Source organism: Mycobacterium paragordonae (assembly GCF_003614435.1).
Lineage (GTDB): Bacteria > Actinomycetota > Actinomycetes > Mycobacteriales > Mycobacteriaceae > Mycobacterium > Mycobacterium paragordonae.
Genome location: NZ_CP025546.1, coordinates 4,163,429 through 4,182,002, shown reverse-complemented (window position 1 = coordinate 4,182,002; position 18,574 = coordinate 4,163,429). Strand labels below are relative to the sequence as shown.

Here is an 18,574-nt window from a genome sequence, read left to right as displayed (position 1 = left end):
CGCCCGGTGTTCCGGCTGCTTACCATGCTGGGCATGTTCAACACGCGGGTGATCGGGCTGGCCGAATACCGGATCCGCGCCGGGCATCCCGGTGTGCTCACCGCCCGCTACCTCACCGCGGGCTCCCGGTCGCTCGGCTCCGGTCGCGCCGCGGGGGATGTGGTCGATGGCTTCACCGGTCGGTACCGCGTCCAATATTTCGATGGCACAGGCAAATTCGCCGGCGACCTGGATCTGCAGATCCAGCCGGCCGGGGAAGGGTATCGACTGACCTGGCGGCACCGCGCCGAGAATGTACGGCTTCCGGTGGCCGTCGGCGAGGTGGTCTATGAAGGCATCGGATTCCTGACGAGTGCCGACACGATGGCCATCTCCTACTGGATGGCCGAAAAGCCGACATCGGCGATCGAGCTGCGGCCGCTGTTGTGAGGAACGGGTACGAATGAAATCGCAATGGTGTAACGACATGAAATCGCTAGTCAAAGAAAACAATAACGAATCTCCAACTATCGGTCGTGTCGCGCCAAAATCATTCGGAGATCGATTCGGCCACACCCGCGAGATAGGGGGATCGTGCTCAAACGGTTCCGCGCTGCTCTGGTGGTGGCCGTCGCATTGTGTCTGGGAGGGGGCTTGGCGACGGCCGATCCCGGGGGGTTCAGGAGTGTGGTGACCCCCGGCTGCGAGCAGCGGACACTGGTCTTGTCCGCGTTTCCAGCCGAATCCGACGCGGTGCTGGCTCATACCCTGCTCGAGCCGAATCCCGTTGGGGTTTATGACAGGCAGTACTACTACCGCGGTTCGATCGCCGGCAAGAAGGTGCTGGTGGCGATGACCCGGATCGGGTTGGTGAACGCGACGGCCGTCACCGAGGCCGCGTTGAGTCGCTTCACCTGCGCTTCGGGCACGTCCATTGGGGCAGTGATCTTTTCGGGGGTGGCCGGTGGTGCCGGCCGGACCAGCGTCGGCGACGTGGCGATACCGGCGCAGTGGACGCTGGACAATGGCGCCACGTACCAACCCGTCGATCCCGGCATGCTGGCGGCGGCGCAGACGCTGACCGTCCAACTCAGCAGCGTCAACAACCTGGGTAATCCGATGTGCCTGTGCCGCCACGTCCCCAACGTGAAGCTGAATGATCTTGGCCGCCAGCCACAGTTGTTCGTCGGCGGCAACGGGTACAGCCACGACGCGAACAACGGCCAGGCGTTTCCGTGTGTCCCCAACGCCGGCGACGTCTTCGGCTGCCAACCGTGCAGCCCGCCCGGTCGCTCGCTGCTGTATACCGGCAATTTCTTCCAGGCCATCGGGCCGTGGCTGGCCAAGGGCTTATTGAGCAACCTGAACATTCAGACCGCCGACAACCCGGCCTACGACGCGGTGGATCAGGAGACGGCCGCGTCACTGGCTGTCGCGACGGCACACGGCGTGCCGTTCCTGGGGATCCGTGGGATGTCGGACGGGCCGGGGGATCCGCTGGGGCTGCCCGGTTTTCCGTTCCAGTTCTTCTTCTACAAGCAGATCGCGGCGGAGAACGCCGCGCGGGTGGTGGAGGCGTTCATGGCGAATTGGGCGGGGCCGTAGCGCGCGGTGTTTGTCGCTCGAAGGCGGGCAGTCATGGTGCCGTCAGGCCGACTTGCGTGATGTGACGTGAGATAAAGGATCTGGGCCAGCCGGGGCCAGCTCGCTGGGAAAAGCGACTAACCACTTGCCCGCCTCGCAGCGACAACTACTCCGTCCCGCGGCCCACCGGGCGTGCGGGATCCGAACTCCACTCCGACCAGGACCCGGGATAAAGCGCGACCTGCCGGCCCGCGGCAGCGCACGCGGCGACAATCACAGCCGCGGTGACGCCGGACCCGCAGTAGACCCCGGTGCCGCCGTCGGGCAACCGATGTTCATCGACGACGAACGTCCCGTCGTCAGCCAACAGCGTCCCGAACGGCAGGTTCTTGGCGCCGGGGATGTGCCCGGCGACGGGATCGAGCGGTTCGACTTCGCCGCGGTAGCGCTCCGGCGCGCGAGCATCGAACAAGTCCACGCCCTCCGCCTGTTCCGCGGTCAACGTGGGTTGCGCGCCGGCGTACAAATCCTGATGCGCCACAGTCACATTGCCCGGTTCCGGGTGGACCTCGCCGGTCTGCAGCTCGCCGCCCGCGGACCGCCAGGCGCCGAGCCCCCCGTCCAGGATGCGGACATCGCCGAGCCCCGCCGCGGTCAGCACCCACCAGGCCCGCGCCGAAGCGGCCCGATTCCAATCGTCGTAGATCACCACAGGCTGCTCCGAGCGAACTCCCCAGCGCCGCAACGCTTCCTGCAGTTGGCTACCAGATGGCAGTGGATGCCGGCCCCGGCCCGCCACCGCGTGGTCGCTCAGGTCGTCGTCCAGCGAGACATACACCGCGCCGGGCAGGTGGCCGTCCAGGTAGGCCGGGTGACCGTCGGGAGCGTCGAGCCGCCAACGCACGTCGAGAATCGTCACCGGTTCCCCCGCGTCGATCCGGCGACCCAACTCGGCGGCTGAAATCAGAACATGGTCGCGCGCAGTCACGCACCAACCCTATCCTCGACTGATGGCGCGATGGTTTTTCCCGTACTGGGCCGCGATTGCGCTGGCCCTGAACCTTGCCACGGCGAGCCCGGCCGACGCCGTACCCAACACGAACTGCACGCTCACCACGCCGGTGCGGGAGGTGCAGCACGTGTCCGAGCTGCCGCCCGAGTTGCGCAGCCTGTTGCCCCCGATCGCCGACATCGGTGCGCCCTTCAACAGCACGGATTCGGTCAATGACCCGAATCTGCCGTTTCGCCGCCTGATTCGCGCCGGCAGCCGGGGCGGCGACTGGTTCGTCTGGTACGAGCACGGCGGAATCGGCTACTTCTGGCAGGCCGTGGTCGCCCGCGTCGCGCCCGGTGGTCAGCCAACCGTGTTGGCCAACGCCGGAACCATTTCCGACACGCTGTGCACGGTGACCGACGGGGCCTTTGCCGGCAAGGTTCCGCCCTACCCGCAAGGAGCGTGGGAGGCGAGTGCTTTTTAGCCGGGCCAGGCGTCCCACCGGATCATGCTGCGCAGCGGGCCGGCGAACACCGGCCGCACGACTCCAGACCGCCACCGTTGTTCGACCAACGGCGCCAGTGCGACGCTAACGGCCAGCGGGTCGTCATCGAGATAGATCACCGTCACGTAGTGCGGGTCGGTGCGCCACCCGCGCGGCGCCGGCGTGCAGATCGAGCCGAACGTCCACGCTCCAGCGACACCGGCGACGGCGAGCAGTGCCGGGTAGTGCTCGGCGCGCAACCACTGCAGCCAAGAATCGGGTGGCCCGCCGGTGGGTTCCTCGACCAGCAACAGCACGCCGCGGTGCGGCCGGAACGGCACCACCTCAGCCGACACCAGTGCCTGCGGCGCTGAATTCCATTGCAGCAGGCGAAGACCGGAGATCTGCAGCAATGGACGCATGGCCGGCATCCGACCGTTTTCGCGCAGCACGCGACCGAGTTCGACGAATTCGCGCAGGGTTTCGGTGACGGATTCGCCGACCAGGTAGTGGACGACGTTGCCGATGTCGCCCAGCGGTCCGTGCCCGACGATGCGGTGCGCGGGGTAGTCGCCGTCGGCGATCCAGCGCAGCCCGTGCACGATTCCGGGCAACTGGTACTGCTCGGGCATGTGGTCGAGCAGGTGCCAGCGCAGATAGCCGTCGTCGGTGGGCGCCGCGGCGGTGAGGCTGAAGACACCCGCCCGGACCCGGTTCATCCGGCGTTCAGTTCGGCGAGGGCGTGCAGGTTCTCCAGGTAGTGCTGCAGTGAATCGTGGCGGAAGGTGGCACTGACGATGGTGGCGCCGTGCGCCACGGTCTCGGCGATCAGCTCGCGGGCGCGATCGGGTTCGTTGAGTGGATCCAGCCGGTGCGCGGGTCCCAGCACCACCTCGAAATCCCGAGGAAGGTCGCAGCGGCCCAACCATTCTCGTGCCTGCGGCAGGCTCACGTTGAACGGCGCCCAGCCGTCGGCCAGGTTCACGGCCCGGCGCAACGACCGCAGCGTGCGGCCGCCGATCCACACCGGCACCCTAGGTTGCACCGCGCACGGGTCGACGACCATGCCGTCGAACGAATAGAACTCGCCATGATAGGCGGGCTCGGACACCGACAGGGCCGCGCGAAGCGCCCGCAATGCGTCGTCGCCGCGCACGCCGCGGTCCTCGAACGGGGCGCCGATTAAATCAAACTCCTCTTTGAGCGAGCCGACGCCGACGCCGAGGATGAGCCGCCCATTGCTGACCTTGTCCAGGGTGCCGTAGCGCTTGGCGATCTCTAGCGGGTGGTGGTAACCCAGCACCAACACGTTGGTGGCCAACCGGATCCGCTGGGTGCGCGCCGCCAGGTAGCCGAAGGTGGCCAGCGGATCCCAGTAGCGCGCGCCGCGGCGGGCCTGCTCGGCGGCGGGTAGCGCGATGTGCTCGCTGCAGGTCAGGTGGTGAAAGCCGAGCCGGTCCGCGGTTTCGGCGACCCGCGCGATCTCCTGGATTGATGCGTCGATCTCCCAGTCGGCGCTCACCCCGGGGAACATCGTCACCACGGGTGTGGCGATCGATATCCGGGGAGACAGCTTTGCGGTCGTCTTTGCGGGCACGGCACTCATCGCGCTAGATTCTAACAGTGCTCGAATTGATTCGAACATGGCTCGAATGACGGCGCGGCGCGCATACGGCGAGTTGGACCGCACCCAGGTGGTGTCCTCGCTGCACACGCTGGCGCGACGCGTCGGGGTGCAACAGGTGACCATGCGCGAGCTGGCCGCCGAACTCGGCGCCGCGGTGCCGTCCGTCTACTACCACGTACCCGGAAAACAGGCCGCGCTGGATCTGCTCGCCGAGTCGGTGCTGGCCGGCATCCCGGTGCCCGAGACCGGCCCGTGGGACGTCCGGCTGGGCGGACTGTACTGTGCGGCACGCGAAGTCATGCTCGATGTGCCAGGGATAGCGGGCATTCTGCAGACCCGCGGCGGCGGGGAGCGGGCCCGTCGCCTGGACCGGCTCAGCCGCTCGCTGCTGGCCGAAGCGGGGCTCACCAAATCCGTTGCCGCAGCAGCGCATACGGTGCTCTACACCTACCTGCTGGGCTCGGTCAGCTTGGACGAGGCGCGTGTCAAGCCAACATCCACCAAGCGTTTCCGCGCCGGTCTGGACGTCATTATCGCCGGTATCAAGGCATCCGAGGGGGAGTCATGACCGTTCCGAAGCTGGGGTCGCTGGTCGTCGAGAACCAGGACACGCAGTCCGATCGCGATGCCGCGGCGGTGCTCAACCCCGACACCTTCATCACCGGCGCGCCCTTCGACGCGATGGCCAGGCTGCGCGCCGACGCGCCGGTGCACCCGGTGCAGATGTCCGGCCTGCCGAGAGCTTGGCTGCTGACCAAGCATGCCGACGTCCGATTGGTCAGCCGCGACACCGACACCTTCACCAGCAACAGGGGTAACACGCTGGTCGAGGTGGAGGCCGGGCCGACCTCGGCGATGCTGCCGGGTATCGACCCGCCGCGACATGTGCACTACCGCAAGCTGATCAACCAGGGCTTCACCGCGCGCAACGTGCTGCGCCTGGAACCCCACATGCGCCAGGTCGCCCGCAACATCGTCGCCGACATCACCGAGAAGGGCGAATTCGACGCCGTGCCCGACATTTCCGCGGAGATGTCGCTGCAGGTGATCGCCGACGTGTTGGGTGTGCCCGCCGAAGACCGGATGGAGGTGTTCCGGTGGAGCAACGCGATCGGCACGCTGGGCATCGAGGACCCCGACTACGCGCCCACTCCGGAGGCGCTCGGGCAGGCGGCCGCCGAGATGTTCCGCTATTGCGGCGAACTCGTCAAGCACCGGCGCACTCATGGCCTGACCGACGACATCCTGTCGGCTCTGCTGGCCGCGGAGGTGGACGGCGAGAAGCTCAACCGTGATCAGCTCAACGAATTCTTCCTGCTGTTGGCCATCGCCGGTAACGAGACCACCCGAAACACGCTCAGCCACGGCATATTAGCGCTGTCCCGACACCCCGAGCAGCAGGCGCTGCTGGCCCGCGAACCGGACGCCGTCAAGCCGGCGGTCGAGGAACTGCTGCGCTGGGCGAGTCCGGTCATGCATTTCCGGCGCACCGTCACCCGCGACGTCGAGATCCGTGGCCGGCAGATCCCCGCCGGTGACTGGGTGCTGATGCATTACCTGTCCGCCAACCGTGACGAGGAGGTGTTCGACCGCGCCGACGAATTCGATGTCACCCGAACGGATGCCGGGCACGCCGCGTTCGGTGGCGGGGGAGTGCACTTCTGCCTCGGCGCCCAACTCGCCCGGCTGGAGCTGCGGGTGATGCTGGAGGAGCTGTATCCCCACGTGCCCGGGCTGACGGTCACCGGAGAGCCGGACCGGCTGCGGTCGTCGTTCTTCCATGGCATTAAACGACTTCCGTGCAGTACCGGCTAGTTACCTTTTCTAGTTGCCTTCAGCCTTCGTGATCTGATCGCCCAGGTCGTCCGCGGCCAACCGCGCCTGCAGGAACGCGCCGGTCGTCGGCAGGCTGAGGTGCAACTGCGAGGCCCCGCTGACGGCGACGTCGCCACGCTCCAGGGTGAAGTCCAGCACGTGGCCGCCGGCAGTGCGGTCGTCATTCAGAAAGTGCAGGTGGTAACCCGCGACGGAGATGCCTTGTTCGAAGTCGGGGGTGCGAAACCCGACCAGGGTGCCGTCGATGTCGGTGAACCGGGTTTCGGCCTGTCCTTCGGTCGCCTCGGTCAGCGGCGGATAGGGCTGCTGCTGTTCCATCACGGTGCGGGTGTGCAGGTCGGCGAATCGGCCGGTGACCCGGATCGCGTAGATCAGGTTGGTGCTGGTGATCTGCTCGTCGATGGCGGCGGTCACCGCGGCGCGGTCGGTGCGTTCCGTGATCGCGATGCCGAAGTCGCGGTGGAACCGGGTGATCGCCGCGAACGGGGTGCGGTCGGTTTGCGCTGCGCGCGTGGCGGTTCCGTCGGCGCGCAAGCGGTAGCAGACACCGTCCAGAATCACCATCTCGCCGTCGAGATGATTGAAGGTGCCCAGCCCGAAGTCGCCGTGCTGCAGGATGTCGGCCACGGTGGCGTCGCCGTCGTATACGCCGTCGAGCAGGGCGCTGATCGTGGAGTACTGGTACACCTCGGACTGGTGGCCGAGCAGCCCGGCCGCCCAACGGCGGAAGTGCTCGCGCGCGTTGCTCATTCGAACGTGTCGTCGTGTAGATGGGCGGCCAGGTCGACGTTGTGGCTGTAGTCGACCGGGACATCGATCAGCGACGGTCCGGGTTCGGCGAGCGCGTGTCGCAGCACGGAGCCGAACTCCTCGAGGCTGTCCACTCGGTAGCCGTGTGCGCTAAATGCCTTGGCATAGGAGACGACGTCGTAATCAGCCAGCTGCACACCGGATTTGCGGCCGTATTTCAGCTCCTCCTGAAAGCCCACCATGTCGTAGCCGTTGTCGCGAAAGATGATGTGGGTGAACGTCAAACCCAGCCGGGTGGCGGTCTCGAGTTCCTGCGCGGAGAACAGGAACCCGCCGTCGCCGGAGACCGATACGACGGGGGTGCCCGGCCGGACCAGGCAGGCGGCCATCGCCCACGGTAGCGCGACCCCGAGGGTCTGTTGCCCATTGGAGAACAACAGCCGGCGCGGCTCGTAGACCCGGAAATGCCGGGCCAGGTAGATGTAGACCGAGCCGATGTCGCAGGCGATGGTCGCGGTGTCGTCGAGTTCCTCGCGCAGCCGCAGCACGACCGCGACCGGGTTCAGCCCCGGGCCGGCCGGAGCCTGATCGCGCGCGGCGTTGTCGATGTGCGCCAAGGTCTTACGCTGAACCTCGATCTCGGCCTGATACTCGGGGGTCACAGCCAGGCCGGCCAGCGAGTCCGTCAGCGCGGTGAGCGTCGCCGCGATGTCGCCGCGCAGTTCCACCGTCGGCAGGTAGTGGTTGTCGACATCGGCCGGGACGGAGTCGATATGCACGATCGTGCGCCCGGCGTTGTTGTTCCACAGCACCGGGTCGTATTCCACCGCGTCGTAACCGATGGTGACGATGACGTCGGCGTGGGCCACGATCACGTCGCCGGGCTGGTTGCGGAACAGCCCGACCCGGCCCAGGAAATAATCCTCCAGTTCGCGGGATATGACGCCGGCGGCCTGGAAAGTCTCCACGACCGGCAATCCCGTCGCGGCCACCAAAGCCCGGAAGGCCGTGCAGGTTTCGGGATCGGCGCCGCGGATCCCGACCAGCAGTGCGGGTCGCTGCGCGGCACGGATCAGGTCGGCCGCCCGCGCCACCAGCTCGGACGGCGCCGCCGCCAGCGGGGGGATGGGCAACAGTGCGATGATGCCTGCGGTGGTCGGGGCGGCCAGCACGTCAGCAGGCAATACGACCGCGGCAGCGCCACGCGGTTCGGTCAGTGCCGCGCGGAATGCGGACACGGTTGCTTCGGCGGCGTTGTCGGGATGATTGATCTCGCCGGTGAATTTGGTGACGGTCCGCAACAGCGCCGCCGCGTCCATCGACTGATGGGTGCGTTTGAGCCGGTCCTCACGCTGCACCGCACCGCACAGCGCCACCACCGGGTCCTGTTCGGTGTTCGCGGTGAGCAGGCCGGTGGCCAGGTTGGCGGTGCCCGGCCCGGAGGTCACCAGGACGACGCCGGGGATGCCGGTCAGGCGGCCGATCGCAGCGGCCATGAACGCAGCGTTCTGCTCGTGCCGGCACACCACGACCTCGGGCCCGCCGTCGAGCAGCGCGTCGTACACCGCGTCGATTTTGGCGCCCGGGACCCCGAAGACGTGCCGCACGCCCTGGGCGGTCAACACGTCGACGATCTTCTGGGCGCTGCGCACGGACGTCACGTCAAGGACGCTACCCGAACCAGCGTTGCAGCGCCGTGTGCAGCGCCTCGCTTGACGCGAATTCGTCTGTCGCCTAGGCGATGTAGCCGTCGGGGCGGATCAGCATCGCCGTGGCGGGCCGGTCGGCGAGCTCCGCCTGGACGATGTCGACGCGGTCGCGCCAGCCGTGCGCCGCGTCCGCGGCCTCGCCGCCACCGAGGTCGAGCAACACGGGGCGCGCGCCGTGCAGTAGCGTGGCGACCCGCCGCCCGTCGTCCAGCGTCAGATCGGGCACCAGCCGGCCCGACAGCGGATGATCGTCGCCGACCTCATAGCGCACATCCGAGCCGGCCAGCAGTGCGGCCATGTGTCGTGCCACGTCCGGGAAGGCGAGGATCTCGCCCATCAACTCGCGCAGCGCGCCGACCTCCGGGCCGGGCGTCATCAGCGCGGTCTGCGCCAGGGAGTGCATCATGACGCGCCGGCCCACCGGGTAGCGCTCGGACTGGTAGGTGTCCAGCAGATCGGGCGGCGCCCAGCCGTTGATCTGGGCCGCGAGCTTCCAGCCGAGGTTCACCGCGTCCTGCAGGCCGAGGTTGAGGCCCGGCCCACCCATGGCGCTGTGTACGTGGGCGGCGTCGCCGAGCAGCAGGACCCGGCCGTCGCGGTAACGTTCGGCGTGCCGGGTGTTCCACCCGTTGATACGCCGAAGCGCATGCGGGCCAGGCCCTTTGGGTTCCTCCAAGGGCAGGTTGGCGCCGAGCAGCCGGCGCGCGCTCTCCCGCAGCTCTTGCAGGCTCATCGGCGGGTCTTCCACGGGCGGGCCGAATTCGAAGGTGCCGAACATGGATCGGCCCGGCTCGAACTCGGCGTAAATCAGCCCACCCTGGTCGACTCGGGTGTGGCCGAATACCAGCCGGCCGTACCCCGGAATGTTGAGTGCGCCAGGGCCGTCGCGGAACTCGTCGGGGATGTGGACATGCGCGAGCCGGCCCACGGTATCCGAGGTGCTGCCGGGAAACCCGATGCCCATCATCTTGCGCACCGGGCTGCGCCCGCCGTCTGCGCCCACCAGATAGTCTGTGGCGAGCACGTATTCGCGTTCGGGTGCGGACACCGTCACGGTCACCGGATCGGCGCTCAATTCGACGAGCCCGTGGCCCCAGCGCACATCGACGCCCAGCTCGCGGGCCCGGTCCGCCAACAGTCGCACCAGTCGCGGCTGCGGCATCAGCATCGCGTACATCGGATTGTCCTCGAGGCAAAGGAAATCCAGCGGCATCGCGGCAAACATCCAGCCGCCCGCAGGCCGCGGCGGGTTGTCGTCGCCGGTGAACGCCTGGTACAGGCCGCGCTGGTCGAGCATCCGAACGACCTGTCCGACAAGGCCGTTGGCCTTCGGCTCGAGGCTGGGTCCGGGCTGCAGGTCGAGCACGACCGGCCGGATGCCGGTCAGCGCCAACTCGCAGGCCAGCATCAGCCCGTTGGGTCCGGCGCCGGAGATGACGACCCGGGTGCGTTCGTCCGCCATGCGGCGCCCCCTATTCCACGTCGGCCGGACCGAGCAGTCGCACCTCTTCCAGGTCCATGGTCTCCTGGATTTCGCGCAGCACGATGTCGTCGATCTGGCGTTGGTTTCGCAGTTCGGTGATGGCCTGCCTTTTGCGTTCGAGCACCCGGAGGTGCACCTCTCGAATCTTGTCCCGCGCCTCTGTCAGGTGGTTGCTGTCGTCGGAGTCGTCGCCGTCGGCTTCGGCCAGCCGGGCCTTCTCCTCGTATTCCTTCTGCAGGCGGGCCATCAGCTTGGGCCCGACGCCGACCTCGGCGGCGACCTCCGGCAGCACCTCCAAAGCCACTTCGGCGCCGCGGGTGCGGGCCAGTTGCACCTCCTCGGCGCGGGCGACGTCTTCGGGCAGCCGCGCCCAGCGGACCACGATGGGCAGCGTGCTGCCCTGGACGAGGACGGTGATCAAGATGACGACGGAGACCACGAAGATGATCAGGTTGCGGTCGGGAAACGGTGCGCCGCTGTGCGTTTCCAGCGGGACGGCCAGCGCCGCGGCCAGCGAGACGGCACCGCGGAAACCGGCCCAGCTGGTGACGCTGCGCTGGCGGAAGGGAACGTGACGGGTGTCCCGGTGCGCGGATTTGTCGATGGCCAAACCCAGGACGGTGGTCAGCTCCACCCAGAGGAACCGGGTCGCGATCACCACACCGCACACGGCGAAGGCGAGATAGAAGGCGTGCCGGATTCCGCCGTGGACGTCGGCGATCCCGCGCATGGCGTTGGGGATCTGGACGCCGACGAAGACCCACAGCGAGCCGTTGAGCAGGAATGTGGTGATGTCCCAGAACGCGTAGGACTGCAATCGGGAGCGGGCCCGGATGACCCGCGGGCTCACATAGGTCAGCATCAGCGCGGACACCAGCACCGCGACCACACCGCTGCAATGGGTGCTCTCCGCGAGCAGGAACGCCGCGAAGGGGGTCAGCAGGCTCAGCGCGCCCTCTTCCAACGGTGCGTCGATGCGGCGGCGCAGCAAGGTCACGAGTCCGCCGACGATCAGCCCGGCGACGATGCCGCCCAGGTAGGAGTAGACGAATCGCAGCGTGAGCGCCATGGGCCCGACCTCGCCGCCGCCGACCGCGACGGACACGGTGACACCGAAGAGCACCAGGGCCGTGCCGTCGTTGATGAGGCTCTCCCCGCGCAGGATGGTCAGCGACCGCCGCGGCAGCTTCTTCGCCAGACCGGCGACCGCCGCGGCGTCGGTGGGCGAGAGCACGGCGCCCAACACCGCGGCAGCATGGGATTCCATGCCCATGGCCCGGGCCACCGTGGACACCGCGAACGCCGTCGCGATGACCAGGCCGATGCTGGTCATCACGATGACCCGCATGTTGGCTTTGATCTCACGGAAGCTGGTGTTCAGGCTCTCCCAGTACAGGATTGCCGGTAGGAACAGCAGCAGCACCAGCTCGCCCTCGATGTGGACATGCGCGAAGCGGGGGATCAGCCCGAGCAGCGCGCCGAGGAAGATGAGCAGGACCGGAGGACCGACGCGAAACCGGCGGCCCAGGAGCGTGCCCAGGACCACAGTGGTAACGAGCGCAACGATGAGAACAAGCGCAAACACCTGTCCCATCCTTGCTTAGGATCGCGCGGCGGGCGCGGCGGCTGGCCTTTCAGCTGCAGTCGCAGCAGTCTCCGCAGTCGCAGCAGTCTCCGCAGTCGCAGCAGCAGCTGTCGCCCTCGCAGCAGGTGTCGCAGCAGCAGTCACATTCGCACTCGCAGCAGCACGCGTCGGTGCAGCTGTCCCAGCATCCTCGTTTGGGCTTGGGCTGCATCTCCGGCGGTAGCTCCCCGGGGGCTCCGGGGTAGTTGCCGAAACCCTGCGGGCCCTGCGGGCCGAAGTTGATGCCGTCCTGCTGGCCGTGCGGGGTCCCGTAGGGGTCGTTGGGGTAGTTGCCTCTGGGGTCGAAGGTGCGCGAGACGGAGCGCTTGAGCTCCTTCGTCAACAGCCGCTTGGGCAGCCGGCCGTCGGTGAAGTCGACGTCGGCCAGCGCGAGTTGGATGCCGAGCACCGCATCGTCACACAGCGTGCGGGCTTCGGCGAGCGTTGTTCCGGTGGCGGCCAACGGATTCCACTTGCCGCGCGCCACGTCGTCGCGGTAGTCCTCGACGGCGTCGAGCAGATGCGCGACCCGTCCGAAGAGCAGGCCGATCTCGCGCAGCGGTGCCTCGTTGGCCGGGCGGCCGGCCAGGACGGCGGTGTGGGCGAACGCGGCGGCGACGGCGGTCTCGGTGGGTTCGGTCACCGTCAGCAGCGAACTGCCCGGGCCGGCTTCGGCTTCCAACTCGGTCTGCCGGTCCATCGCGGCCACCAGCACGCCGGCGTCGAAGCCCAGCTCGTGCCCGGTGTCGGTGCCCTGGCGCACCCAGCGTTCGGCGATGCGTCGCGCGGTGGGACGCACCGCGGCGACCCCGACCAGGCCGTCGCGGTCGTCGACGTGGTCGCGGACCTTGGCGGCGGCCAGTGCCAACGACACCACCGCGGCCAGTCGCACGCATTCGCCGGTCGCCACGTCCGCCCGCTTCATGCCGCGCAACGGGCAGGGTCCGGCCGTGCGTCGGGTGGGCTTTGCCGTCGACTGCGCTTCGACCAGCAGCGAGACGATCAGGCCGTCGTAGTTGGTCGCGATCCGCGCGGCCTGACCGTAGTCGTCGCGCAGAGCCAGACACAGGCCGCAGAGCTGGGCCCGCCAGGCCGCCGTGAGTTCGCTGCCGAGCCGGTGGCGGCAGGGCCGAATGATGCCAAACACGCATTGAAAGTACCGGACGGTTTGCTGGTGCGGGGGTATATGCGACACGTTTGCGTGTGCGGCTACCGCGCCGACTCGGCGATTTTTGGGCCGCCTGCGCACGCTCGAAGCAGTCAGCGCACACTCGGTGCGCAGAGGACTATGGTGCACTGATGAAGGTCAAGCTAATGGCCGTCCTTGCTGCTTTCGTGATGCTCGTGGGGTGTTCGAGCCCGAGCAAGGCGGCGACCAAAACCATCGATGTCTCGATGGACGATGTGTTGAACCAGAGCGCGATCACCCGCGATGTCACGCTCGCGGTCGGTGACACGCTGCAGTTGTCACTGGGCGCCAACCACAGCACCCCGTTTCGGTGGACCGCGGATCCCAAGGTGGGTGACGCGTCGCTGTTGAAACAGGCCAGCCACGAGTACGTGCGCCAGAACACCGACCGGACCGGCGCGCCGGGCACCGAGGTGTGGCAGTTCACGGCGCTCAAGTCGGGGAAGACGACGATCATCGCCAGCTACGGCAGCGTCGTCGGCGATGCCGCGCCGACGTGCGTCTTCACCGCGAACGTGACGGTGCAGTAGTGCCGCGCTGGCCGAGGTTTTCCAATGTGCCTGGCGCGTTGCGCACTGAGCTCGAGGCAGAGGGCATCATCTTTCTGGCGGCGCGGGTGCCGGTGCGCCGCAGCTTCAGCGGCCATGTGCCGGGTGTCTACTCGGCCGCCGGTGTGGCCCGCTATCGCGGCATGTTCGCGTTCAGCGAGCAGCGGATCGTCGCTACGTTCCCCACGGGCGCCGACCCGAATCTGCGTGCCGTCGACTGTCCGTGGGACACCGACCCCGGACCGGCCATCGCGACGATCTCCGCGCGCGGGCTGTCGATCGAGATTGATCTGCGCGACGTCGACCACGCGTTCAGCGGAACGATGAAACTGGATTACCGGCGCGAGATTCCCGACGAGGTGCTGCAGCGCTTGCCGGCCGCAACGGTGAAGTACCGGCTGGAGCCGATGTTCGTGTACCGCGCGGCCGGGGTGCGTCCCCGGCATTAGACGTCCCCGGCATTAGAAAGGAGCTAGCGATGAGCACCATCGACTTTCACTTCGATCCGATGTGTCCGTTCGCGTACCAGACCTCGGTGTGGATCCGGGATGTTCGCGAGCAGCTGGGCATCACCGTCAACTGGCGGTTCTTCAGCCTGGAGGAGATCAACCGCGTCGAGGGCAAGAAGCACCCCTGGGAGCGGGAATGGTCGTACGGCTGGTCGCTGATGCGGATCGGGGCGTTGCTGCGCCGCACCGACATGGAGCTGCTGGACCGCTGGTACGCCGCGATCGGCCATGAGTTGCACGACCTGGGCGGCAAGCCGCACGACCCCGCGGTGGCGCGCCGGCTACTCGGCGAAATCGGCTGTGACGCTGGGATTCTCGACGCCGCGCTGGCCGATCCTTCGACTCACGATGAGGTCCGCGCCGAGCACCAGCGCGTGGTCGATGCGAGCGGATACGGTGTTCCCACACTGTTTTTCGACGACGGACAATGTCTGTTCGGGCCGGTACTGGTGGACCCGCCCAGCGGTGCGGACGCCTTGAAGCTCTGGGATGTGGTCACGGGAATGGCTTCGCTGCCGCATGTTTACGAGCTGCAGCGGCCCAAGACGCCGGCCGACGCCGAACTCATCGGCCGCAGCCTGCGTCCGTATCTGGATGGGCGGGATTGGGTGAGCATCAATCGCGGTGAAGTGGTGGATGTGGAGCGGTTGGCGGGGCGGGCGTAGCCGGTAACGGCCACACGCGGGAAGTGGCAAGACAGCCTCCCAAAGCCACTGCGCATTAGGGCCATTGGGCCCTTATATCCATATCGGCGCGGCCTTAGCGTCTGCATCGGTGACTCGATCCGCTCGGGCATTGGTCGCATCGGGGCGGCCGGGGAATGGGTCAGGAGGTCAATCATGGTGAGTTTTCCGATGCTGCCGCCGGAGATCAATTCGCTGCGGATGTTCAGTGGTGCCGGTGCTGCGCCGATGCTGAATGCCGCGGCGGCATGGAACGGACTGGCCGAGGAGCTGGGTACGGCGGCGGAGTCGTTCTCCTTGGTGACTTCGGGACTGACCGGGCAGGCGTGGCAGGGGCCGGCCGCGGCGGCGATGACCGCCGCGGCCGCGCCGTATGCGGGGTGGCTGAGTGCGGCGTCGGCGCGTGCCGCCGGGGCGGGGGCGCAGGCCCAGGCGGTGGTCAGCGCCTTTGAGGCCGCTCAGCTGGCGACCGTGCATCCGTTGCTGGTGGAGGCCAACCGCAGTGCGTTCGTGCAGCTGGTCCGTTCCAATTTTCTGGGCATCTTCGGGCCGGCGATTGCGGCGTTCGAGTCTGACTACGAGGCGATGTGGGCTGCTGATGTCGCAGCCATGACGGGCTATCACGCGAGCGCGGCGGCGGCCGCCGCCGGGTTGAATCCGTTCGAGCAGTTGTTGCAGGCCCTGCCGTTCAACATCGGCATCGGCAACAAGCCCGGCAGCAACGGCAACATCGGCAACGGCAACTACGGCAACGCCAACATCGGTAGCGGGAACACGGGCAGCGGGAACCTCGGCGGCGGGAACGGCCGGGTCGGGCTCGCGGCCAATGGGAACATCGGCAGCGGGAACCTTGGCAATAACAACTTCGGCAGCGGAAATCGGGGCAACGACAACATCGGTTTCGGAAATCTCGGCGACCCTGCGACCAGCATCAACCCCGGCGCCAACTTCGGCGTGGGGAATTACGGCAACGGAAACTTCGGCATTGGAAACCACGGTGTCGAAAACGTCGGCGCGGGCAACACCGGCAACGGCAACGTCGGCTTCGGCCTTACCGGCAACAAGTTGGTCGGTGTCGGCGGCGCTTACTTCGACTCGGTGACCAGGCAATTCGTCTTCAACGGACTGAACTCCGGTACCGGCAATATCGGCTTCGGCAACTCGGGCACCGGCAATATCGGGTTCTTCAACTCCGGCGACGGCAATGTAGGCATCTTCAACTCCGGCTTCAATCAAATTCCCGCTGACCTGGGCAAGATTCAGGGCATTGGGATCGGACAGTCCGGCTTCGGCAACATCGGTATCGGCAATACCGGCAGTAGCAACTTCGGCCTAGGTAACTCGGGAGCCCTGGATACCGGGTTCTTCAACGCAGGTCAGGTGGACACCGGCTGGGGAAATGCCGGTGGCAACGCGCTCGGTGGCAACACCGGATTCTGGAATTCGGGAAATACCAACACCGGGTGGGGAAATTCAGGTAACACCAACACCGGATTGTGGAATTTCGGCAGCTCGAACACCGGCGTGGGCAGCGTGACCGACCAACCCGGCCCGAACTCGGGCTTCGGCAATACGGGTACCGGTTCGTCGGGCTTCTTCAATACGGCTACCGGCGGTGGCGGCGGATTATTCAACGGTCGCAGCTCGGGCTTCTTCAATTCGGCCAGTGGCGGCACGCTCGGGGACGGCCAGCTATCCGGTTTCTTCAACACGGCTGTAACGAGCGCCGCGAACCCCAACGTCGCCCAGCTGGTCACCGGCTTCCTGAACACCGGCAACCGGGTCGCGGGTCTGTTCAGCATCGTGTCGCTGTTGAGGCAACTGGGCGCGTAGCGGGTCGCCTTTACACCATCGCGGTCGGCGGGATCTTGAGCCCAATTGCCAAGGCGCCAGCCAGTTCTCGGCTGGTGTCGTAGTCGAAGATCACGTGCCCGCTGATCACGTCGACGTCGCGCTTGGCCCGTTGCAGTGGGTTGTCGAGGAAGTGTGCGCTGGCGCCGGATGCTTCGAGGAGGTCGGCGATGACACCGCGGGACTCCTTGACGATGTGCGCGGCGGCCAGGCGCGCGTCGGCGCGTACGGCGCGGGGCACGGTGTTGCCGCTGGCCAGGATGTCGTCGATGCGGCCGGTGGTTTCGTGCAGTAGCCCGTGCAGGGCGCGCAGTCTGACGCGGGCCTGGCCGAGGCGGGCCTGGGCGGCGGGCTTGTCCTTCTGGCTGGTGCCCTCGTAGGCGATGACTCGTTCGCTGAGGCGCTGCGTGTAGATCTCAGTGACTCGTTCGGCGGCGCCGAGCGCCGGCATAGCAGCGGTCAGCGCGAGTGCGGGCACCATGGGCCAGCGGTAGACGTCCGCGTCGTGCAGCCTGGCGCCCGGTGTGGTGCCGGCGTAGATGTCGGTGAGCTTGACCAGGCGGTGTTCGGGGACGAAGACGCTCTCGGCGACGATGTCGTTGGATCCGGTGGCGCACATGCCGTCGGTGTGCCAGACATCGACGATGCTGATGTCGTCCGCCGGGATGAGCGCGAGCGCCGGGTAGATGGCGTCGTCCGGGCCGCAGAGCGCGCCGACGATGGTCCAGTTGCCGTGCATCACCCCGGTGGCCCAGGACCAGCGTCCGCTCAGGGTAACCCCGCCGTCGGTGGGTGTGCCGCGGCCGGTCGGGGCCAGTGGGGCCGAGGCGAGGAAGGGCTGGGTCGCGAAGCCTTCGGCCTGGGCCTGCTCGTCGAAAAGGGACAGCATCCAGTTGTGGATGGTGTAGAACGCGGCGGTCCAGGCGGTGGAGGCGCAACCGTGCGCCATCCGGCGTACCGGTTCGAAAATCGCTGAGAATTCGGCTTGTTGGCCGCCGTAGCCTTTGGGCTTGAGGAGCTCGGTGAAGCCGGACTCGCGGAGCTCTTCGACGGTGGCGTCGGGTAGTCGCCTGTGCCGCTCGGCTTCCTGGGCGCGCTGCTGCAGGCGGCCGACGAAATCGTCGGTGATAGTCGTCATGCTCTTACCATACCTTTTGGTATGTTCACGCGCGAAGCAGGAAGTCGACTAACTTCTCGCGTTGCTCTTTGTCCGGCGTGCCCACGGACAGATGCAGCAGGCCGATGCCGGCGGCGAAGGTGGTGCCGGCGCGTAGGTCGGCTTCGTCGACAGCAAAACCGTAGTCGCGGAACGCTTGTCGTACCTGCTTGAACAACCGGCCGTCGGCGGCGCGGATCGCGGCGGCGATGTTCTCATCGGACCGCGCCCATTCGCGCATGGCGCGTTCCAGGGTCCAGTGCCGCGGCATGATGAGCAGCGCGATCATCTGGGACAGGCGTTCGCGTGGTTCGGTGTCGCCGAGTTCCTCGATCTCGCGAAGCTCGTCGTCTTTGAGCCGGGTCCAGGATTCGATCAGCGCCTTGCGGTAGGCCGCCATGTCGGCGAAATGCCAGTAGAAGCTGCCCTTGGTGACGTGCAGGCGGGAGCAGAGCCGGTCGAGTTTGAGGGCGTTGAGGCCTTCGTCGGCCACCGTTGCGTAGCCGGCCTGCAGCCAATCGTCCACCGTCAGACGGGTGCTGGTCGCCATAGACCGCAGCCTACGTGT

18 protein-coding genes and 1 pseudogene are annotated in these 18,574 nt (G+C 67.3%); 9 read left to right on the top strand and 10 right to left on the bottom strand.

Features of this window, described 5'->3' with window-relative positions; translation table 11 throughout:
* Window positions 1-6 precede the first annotated feature (6 nt).
* Window positions 7-429, top strand: coding sequence for a hypothetical protein (locus tag C0J29_RS19035; RefSeq protein WP_240743619.1), 423 nt, complete (start codon window positions 7-9; stop codon window positions 427-429).
* A 144-nt stretch (window positions 430-573) separates the two neighbouring features.
* Window positions 574-1,584, top strand: coding sequence for a 5'-methylthioadenosine/S-adenosylhomocysteine nucleosidase family protein (locus tag C0J29_RS19030; RefSeq protein ID WP_242460477.1), 1,011 nt, complete (start codon window positions 574-576; stop codon window positions 1,582-1,584).
* Between the two features lie 145 nt (window positions 1,585-1,729).
* On the opposite strand, the gene C0J29_RS19025 is transcribed toward C0J29_RS19030, so the two are convergent.
* Window positions 1,730-2,551 (bottom strand): sulfurtransferase, encoded by an 822-nt coding sequence (locus C0J29_RS19025; RefSeq protein WP_120793215.1) that lies wholly within the window; start codon window positions 2,549-2,551, stop codon window positions 1,730-1,732.
* 22 nt (window positions 2,552-2,573) lie between these two features.
* Between C0J29_RS19025 and C0J29_RS19020 the strand changes: the two genes are divergently transcribed.
* Entirely contained in the window at window positions 2,574-3,041 is a 468-nt protein-coding gene (locus C0J29_RS19020) for a hypothetical protein (protein ID WP_242460476.1), read from the top strand.
* Here the strand turns inward: C0J29_RS19020 and C0J29_RS19015 are convergent.
* Together C0J29_RS19015 and C0J29_RS19010 are read right to left on the bottom strand one after the other, a co-directional pair.
* A complete protein-coding gene (locus C0J29_RS19015) occupies window positions 3,038-3,760 on the bottom strand; it encodes a hypothetical protein (protein ID WP_120793214.1) in 723 nt (240 codons plus the stop codon). The genes C0J29_RS19020 and C0J29_RS19015 overlap by 4 nt on opposite strands.
* Entirely contained in the window at window positions 3,757-4,647 is an 891-nt protein-coding gene (locus C0J29_RS19010) for a TIGR03619 family F420-dependent LLM class oxidoreductase (protein WP_120793213.1), read from the bottom strand. Before C0J29_RS19010 ends, C0J29_RS19015 begins: the two co-directional genes overlap by 4 nt.
* Before the next feature lie 46 nt (window positions 4,648-4,693).
* Here C0J29_RS19010 and C0J29_RS19005 point away from each other — a divergent pair, with 46 nt between their 5' ends.
* Both C0J29_RS19005 and C0J29_RS19000 read left to right on the top strand, forming a co-directional pair.
* Window positions 4,694-5,236, top strand: a complete 543-nt coding sequence (locus C0J29_RS19005) for a TetR/AcrR family transcriptional regulator (protein WP_120793212.1) — start codon at window positions 4,694-4,696, stop codon at window positions 5,234-5,236.
* Window positions 5,233-6,483 carry a cytochrome P450 gene (locus C0J29_RS19000; protein ID WP_120793211.1) on the top strand — a complete coding sequence of 417 codons (1,251 nt, stop codon included), beginning with the start codon at window positions 5,233-5,235 and terminating at the stop codon, window positions 6,481-6,483. Before C0J29_RS19005 ends, C0J29_RS19000 begins: the two co-directional genes overlap by 4 nt.
* Window positions 6,484-6,492: 9 nt before the next feature.
* Here C0J29_RS19000 and budA read toward each other — a convergent pair whose 3' ends face one another.
* The 5 genes and pseudogenes from budA to C0J29_RS18975 form a co-directional block, all read right to left on the bottom strand.
* On the bottom strand, window positions 6,493-7,254 hold the full coding sequence (gene budA / locus C0J29_RS18995; protein WP_082994428.1) for an acetolactate decarboxylase: 762 nt from the start codon (window positions 7,252-7,254) through the stop codon (window positions 6,493-6,495).
* Window positions 7,251-8,915, bottom strand: coding sequence for an acetolactate synthase AlsS (alsS, locus tag C0J29_RS18990; protein WP_242460475.1), 1,665 nt, complete (start codon window positions 8,913-8,915; stop codon window positions 7,251-7,253). Before alsS ends, budA begins: the two co-directional genes overlap by 4 nt.
* Window positions 8,916-8,925: 10 nt before the next feature.
* Window positions 8,926-10,425: pseudogene (locus C0J29_RS18985) on the bottom strand (FAD-dependent monooxygenase).
* A gap of 10 nt (window positions 10,426-10,435) precedes the next feature.
* Complete coding sequence (locus C0J29_RS18980) at window positions 10,436-12,031, bottom strand: Na+/H+ antiporter (protein WP_120794825.1); 1,596 nt, start codon at window positions 12,029-12,031, stop codon at window positions 10,436-10,438.
* Window positions 12,032-12,080: 49 nt separating this feature from the next.
* A complete protein-coding gene (locus tag C0J29_RS18975; RefSeq protein WP_120793210.1) occupies window positions 12,081-13,217 on the bottom strand; it encodes a DUF5685 family protein in 1,137 nt (378 codons plus the stop codon).
* Between the two features lie 152 nt (window positions 13,218-13,369).
* Here C0J29_RS18975 and C0J29_RS18970 point away from each other — a divergent pair, with 152 nt between their 5' ends.
* From C0J29_RS18970 to C0J29_RS18955, 4 genes are all read left to right on the top strand, one after another.
* A complete protein-coding gene (locus C0J29_RS18970; RefSeq protein WP_065044809.1) occupies window positions 13,370-13,789 on the top strand; it encodes a protease inhibitor I42 family protein in 420 nt (139 codons plus the stop codon).
* Window positions 13,790-13,815: 26 nt separating this feature from the next.
* Window positions 13,816-14,256, top strand: a complete 441-nt coding sequence (locus tag C0J29_RS18965; RefSeq protein WP_156296471.1) for a hypothetical protein — start codon at window positions 13,816-13,818, stop codon at window positions 14,254-14,256.
* Window positions 14,257-14,285: 29 nt separating this feature from the next.
* A complete protein-coding gene (locus tag C0J29_RS18960) occupies window positions 14,286-14,981 on the top strand; it encodes a mycothiol-dependent nitroreductase Rv2466c family protein (protein WP_065044811.1) in 696 nt (231 codons plus the stop codon).
* A gap of 174 nt (window positions 14,982-15,155) precedes the next feature.
* Window positions 15,156-16,832, top strand: a complete 1,677-nt coding sequence (locus tag C0J29_RS18955; protein WP_120793209.1) for a PPE family protein — start codon at window positions 15,156-15,158, stop codon at window positions 16,830-16,832.
* A gap of 10 nt (window positions 16,833-16,842) precedes the next feature.
* Here the strand turns inward: C0J29_RS18955 and C0J29_RS18950 are convergent, their stop codons facing one another.
* Both C0J29_RS18950 and C0J29_RS18945 read right to left on the bottom strand, forming a co-directional pair.
* The gene (locus C0J29_RS18950; RefSeq protein WP_120793208.1) at window positions 16,843-17,988 is read right to left on the bottom strand and encodes an acyl-CoA dehydrogenase family protein; all 1,146 of its coding nucleotides are present in this window, start codon (window positions 17,986-17,988) and stop codon (window positions 16,843-16,845) included.
* Between the two features lie 25 nt (window positions 17,989-18,013).
* Window positions 18,014-18,556 carry a TetR/AcrR family transcriptional regulator gene (locus C0J29_RS18945; RefSeq protein WP_120793207.1) on the bottom strand — a complete coding sequence of 181 codons (543 nt, stop codon included), beginning with the start codon at window positions 18,554-18,556 and terminating at the stop codon, window positions 18,014-18,016.
* Window positions 18,557-18,574: the final 18 nt, after the last annotated feature.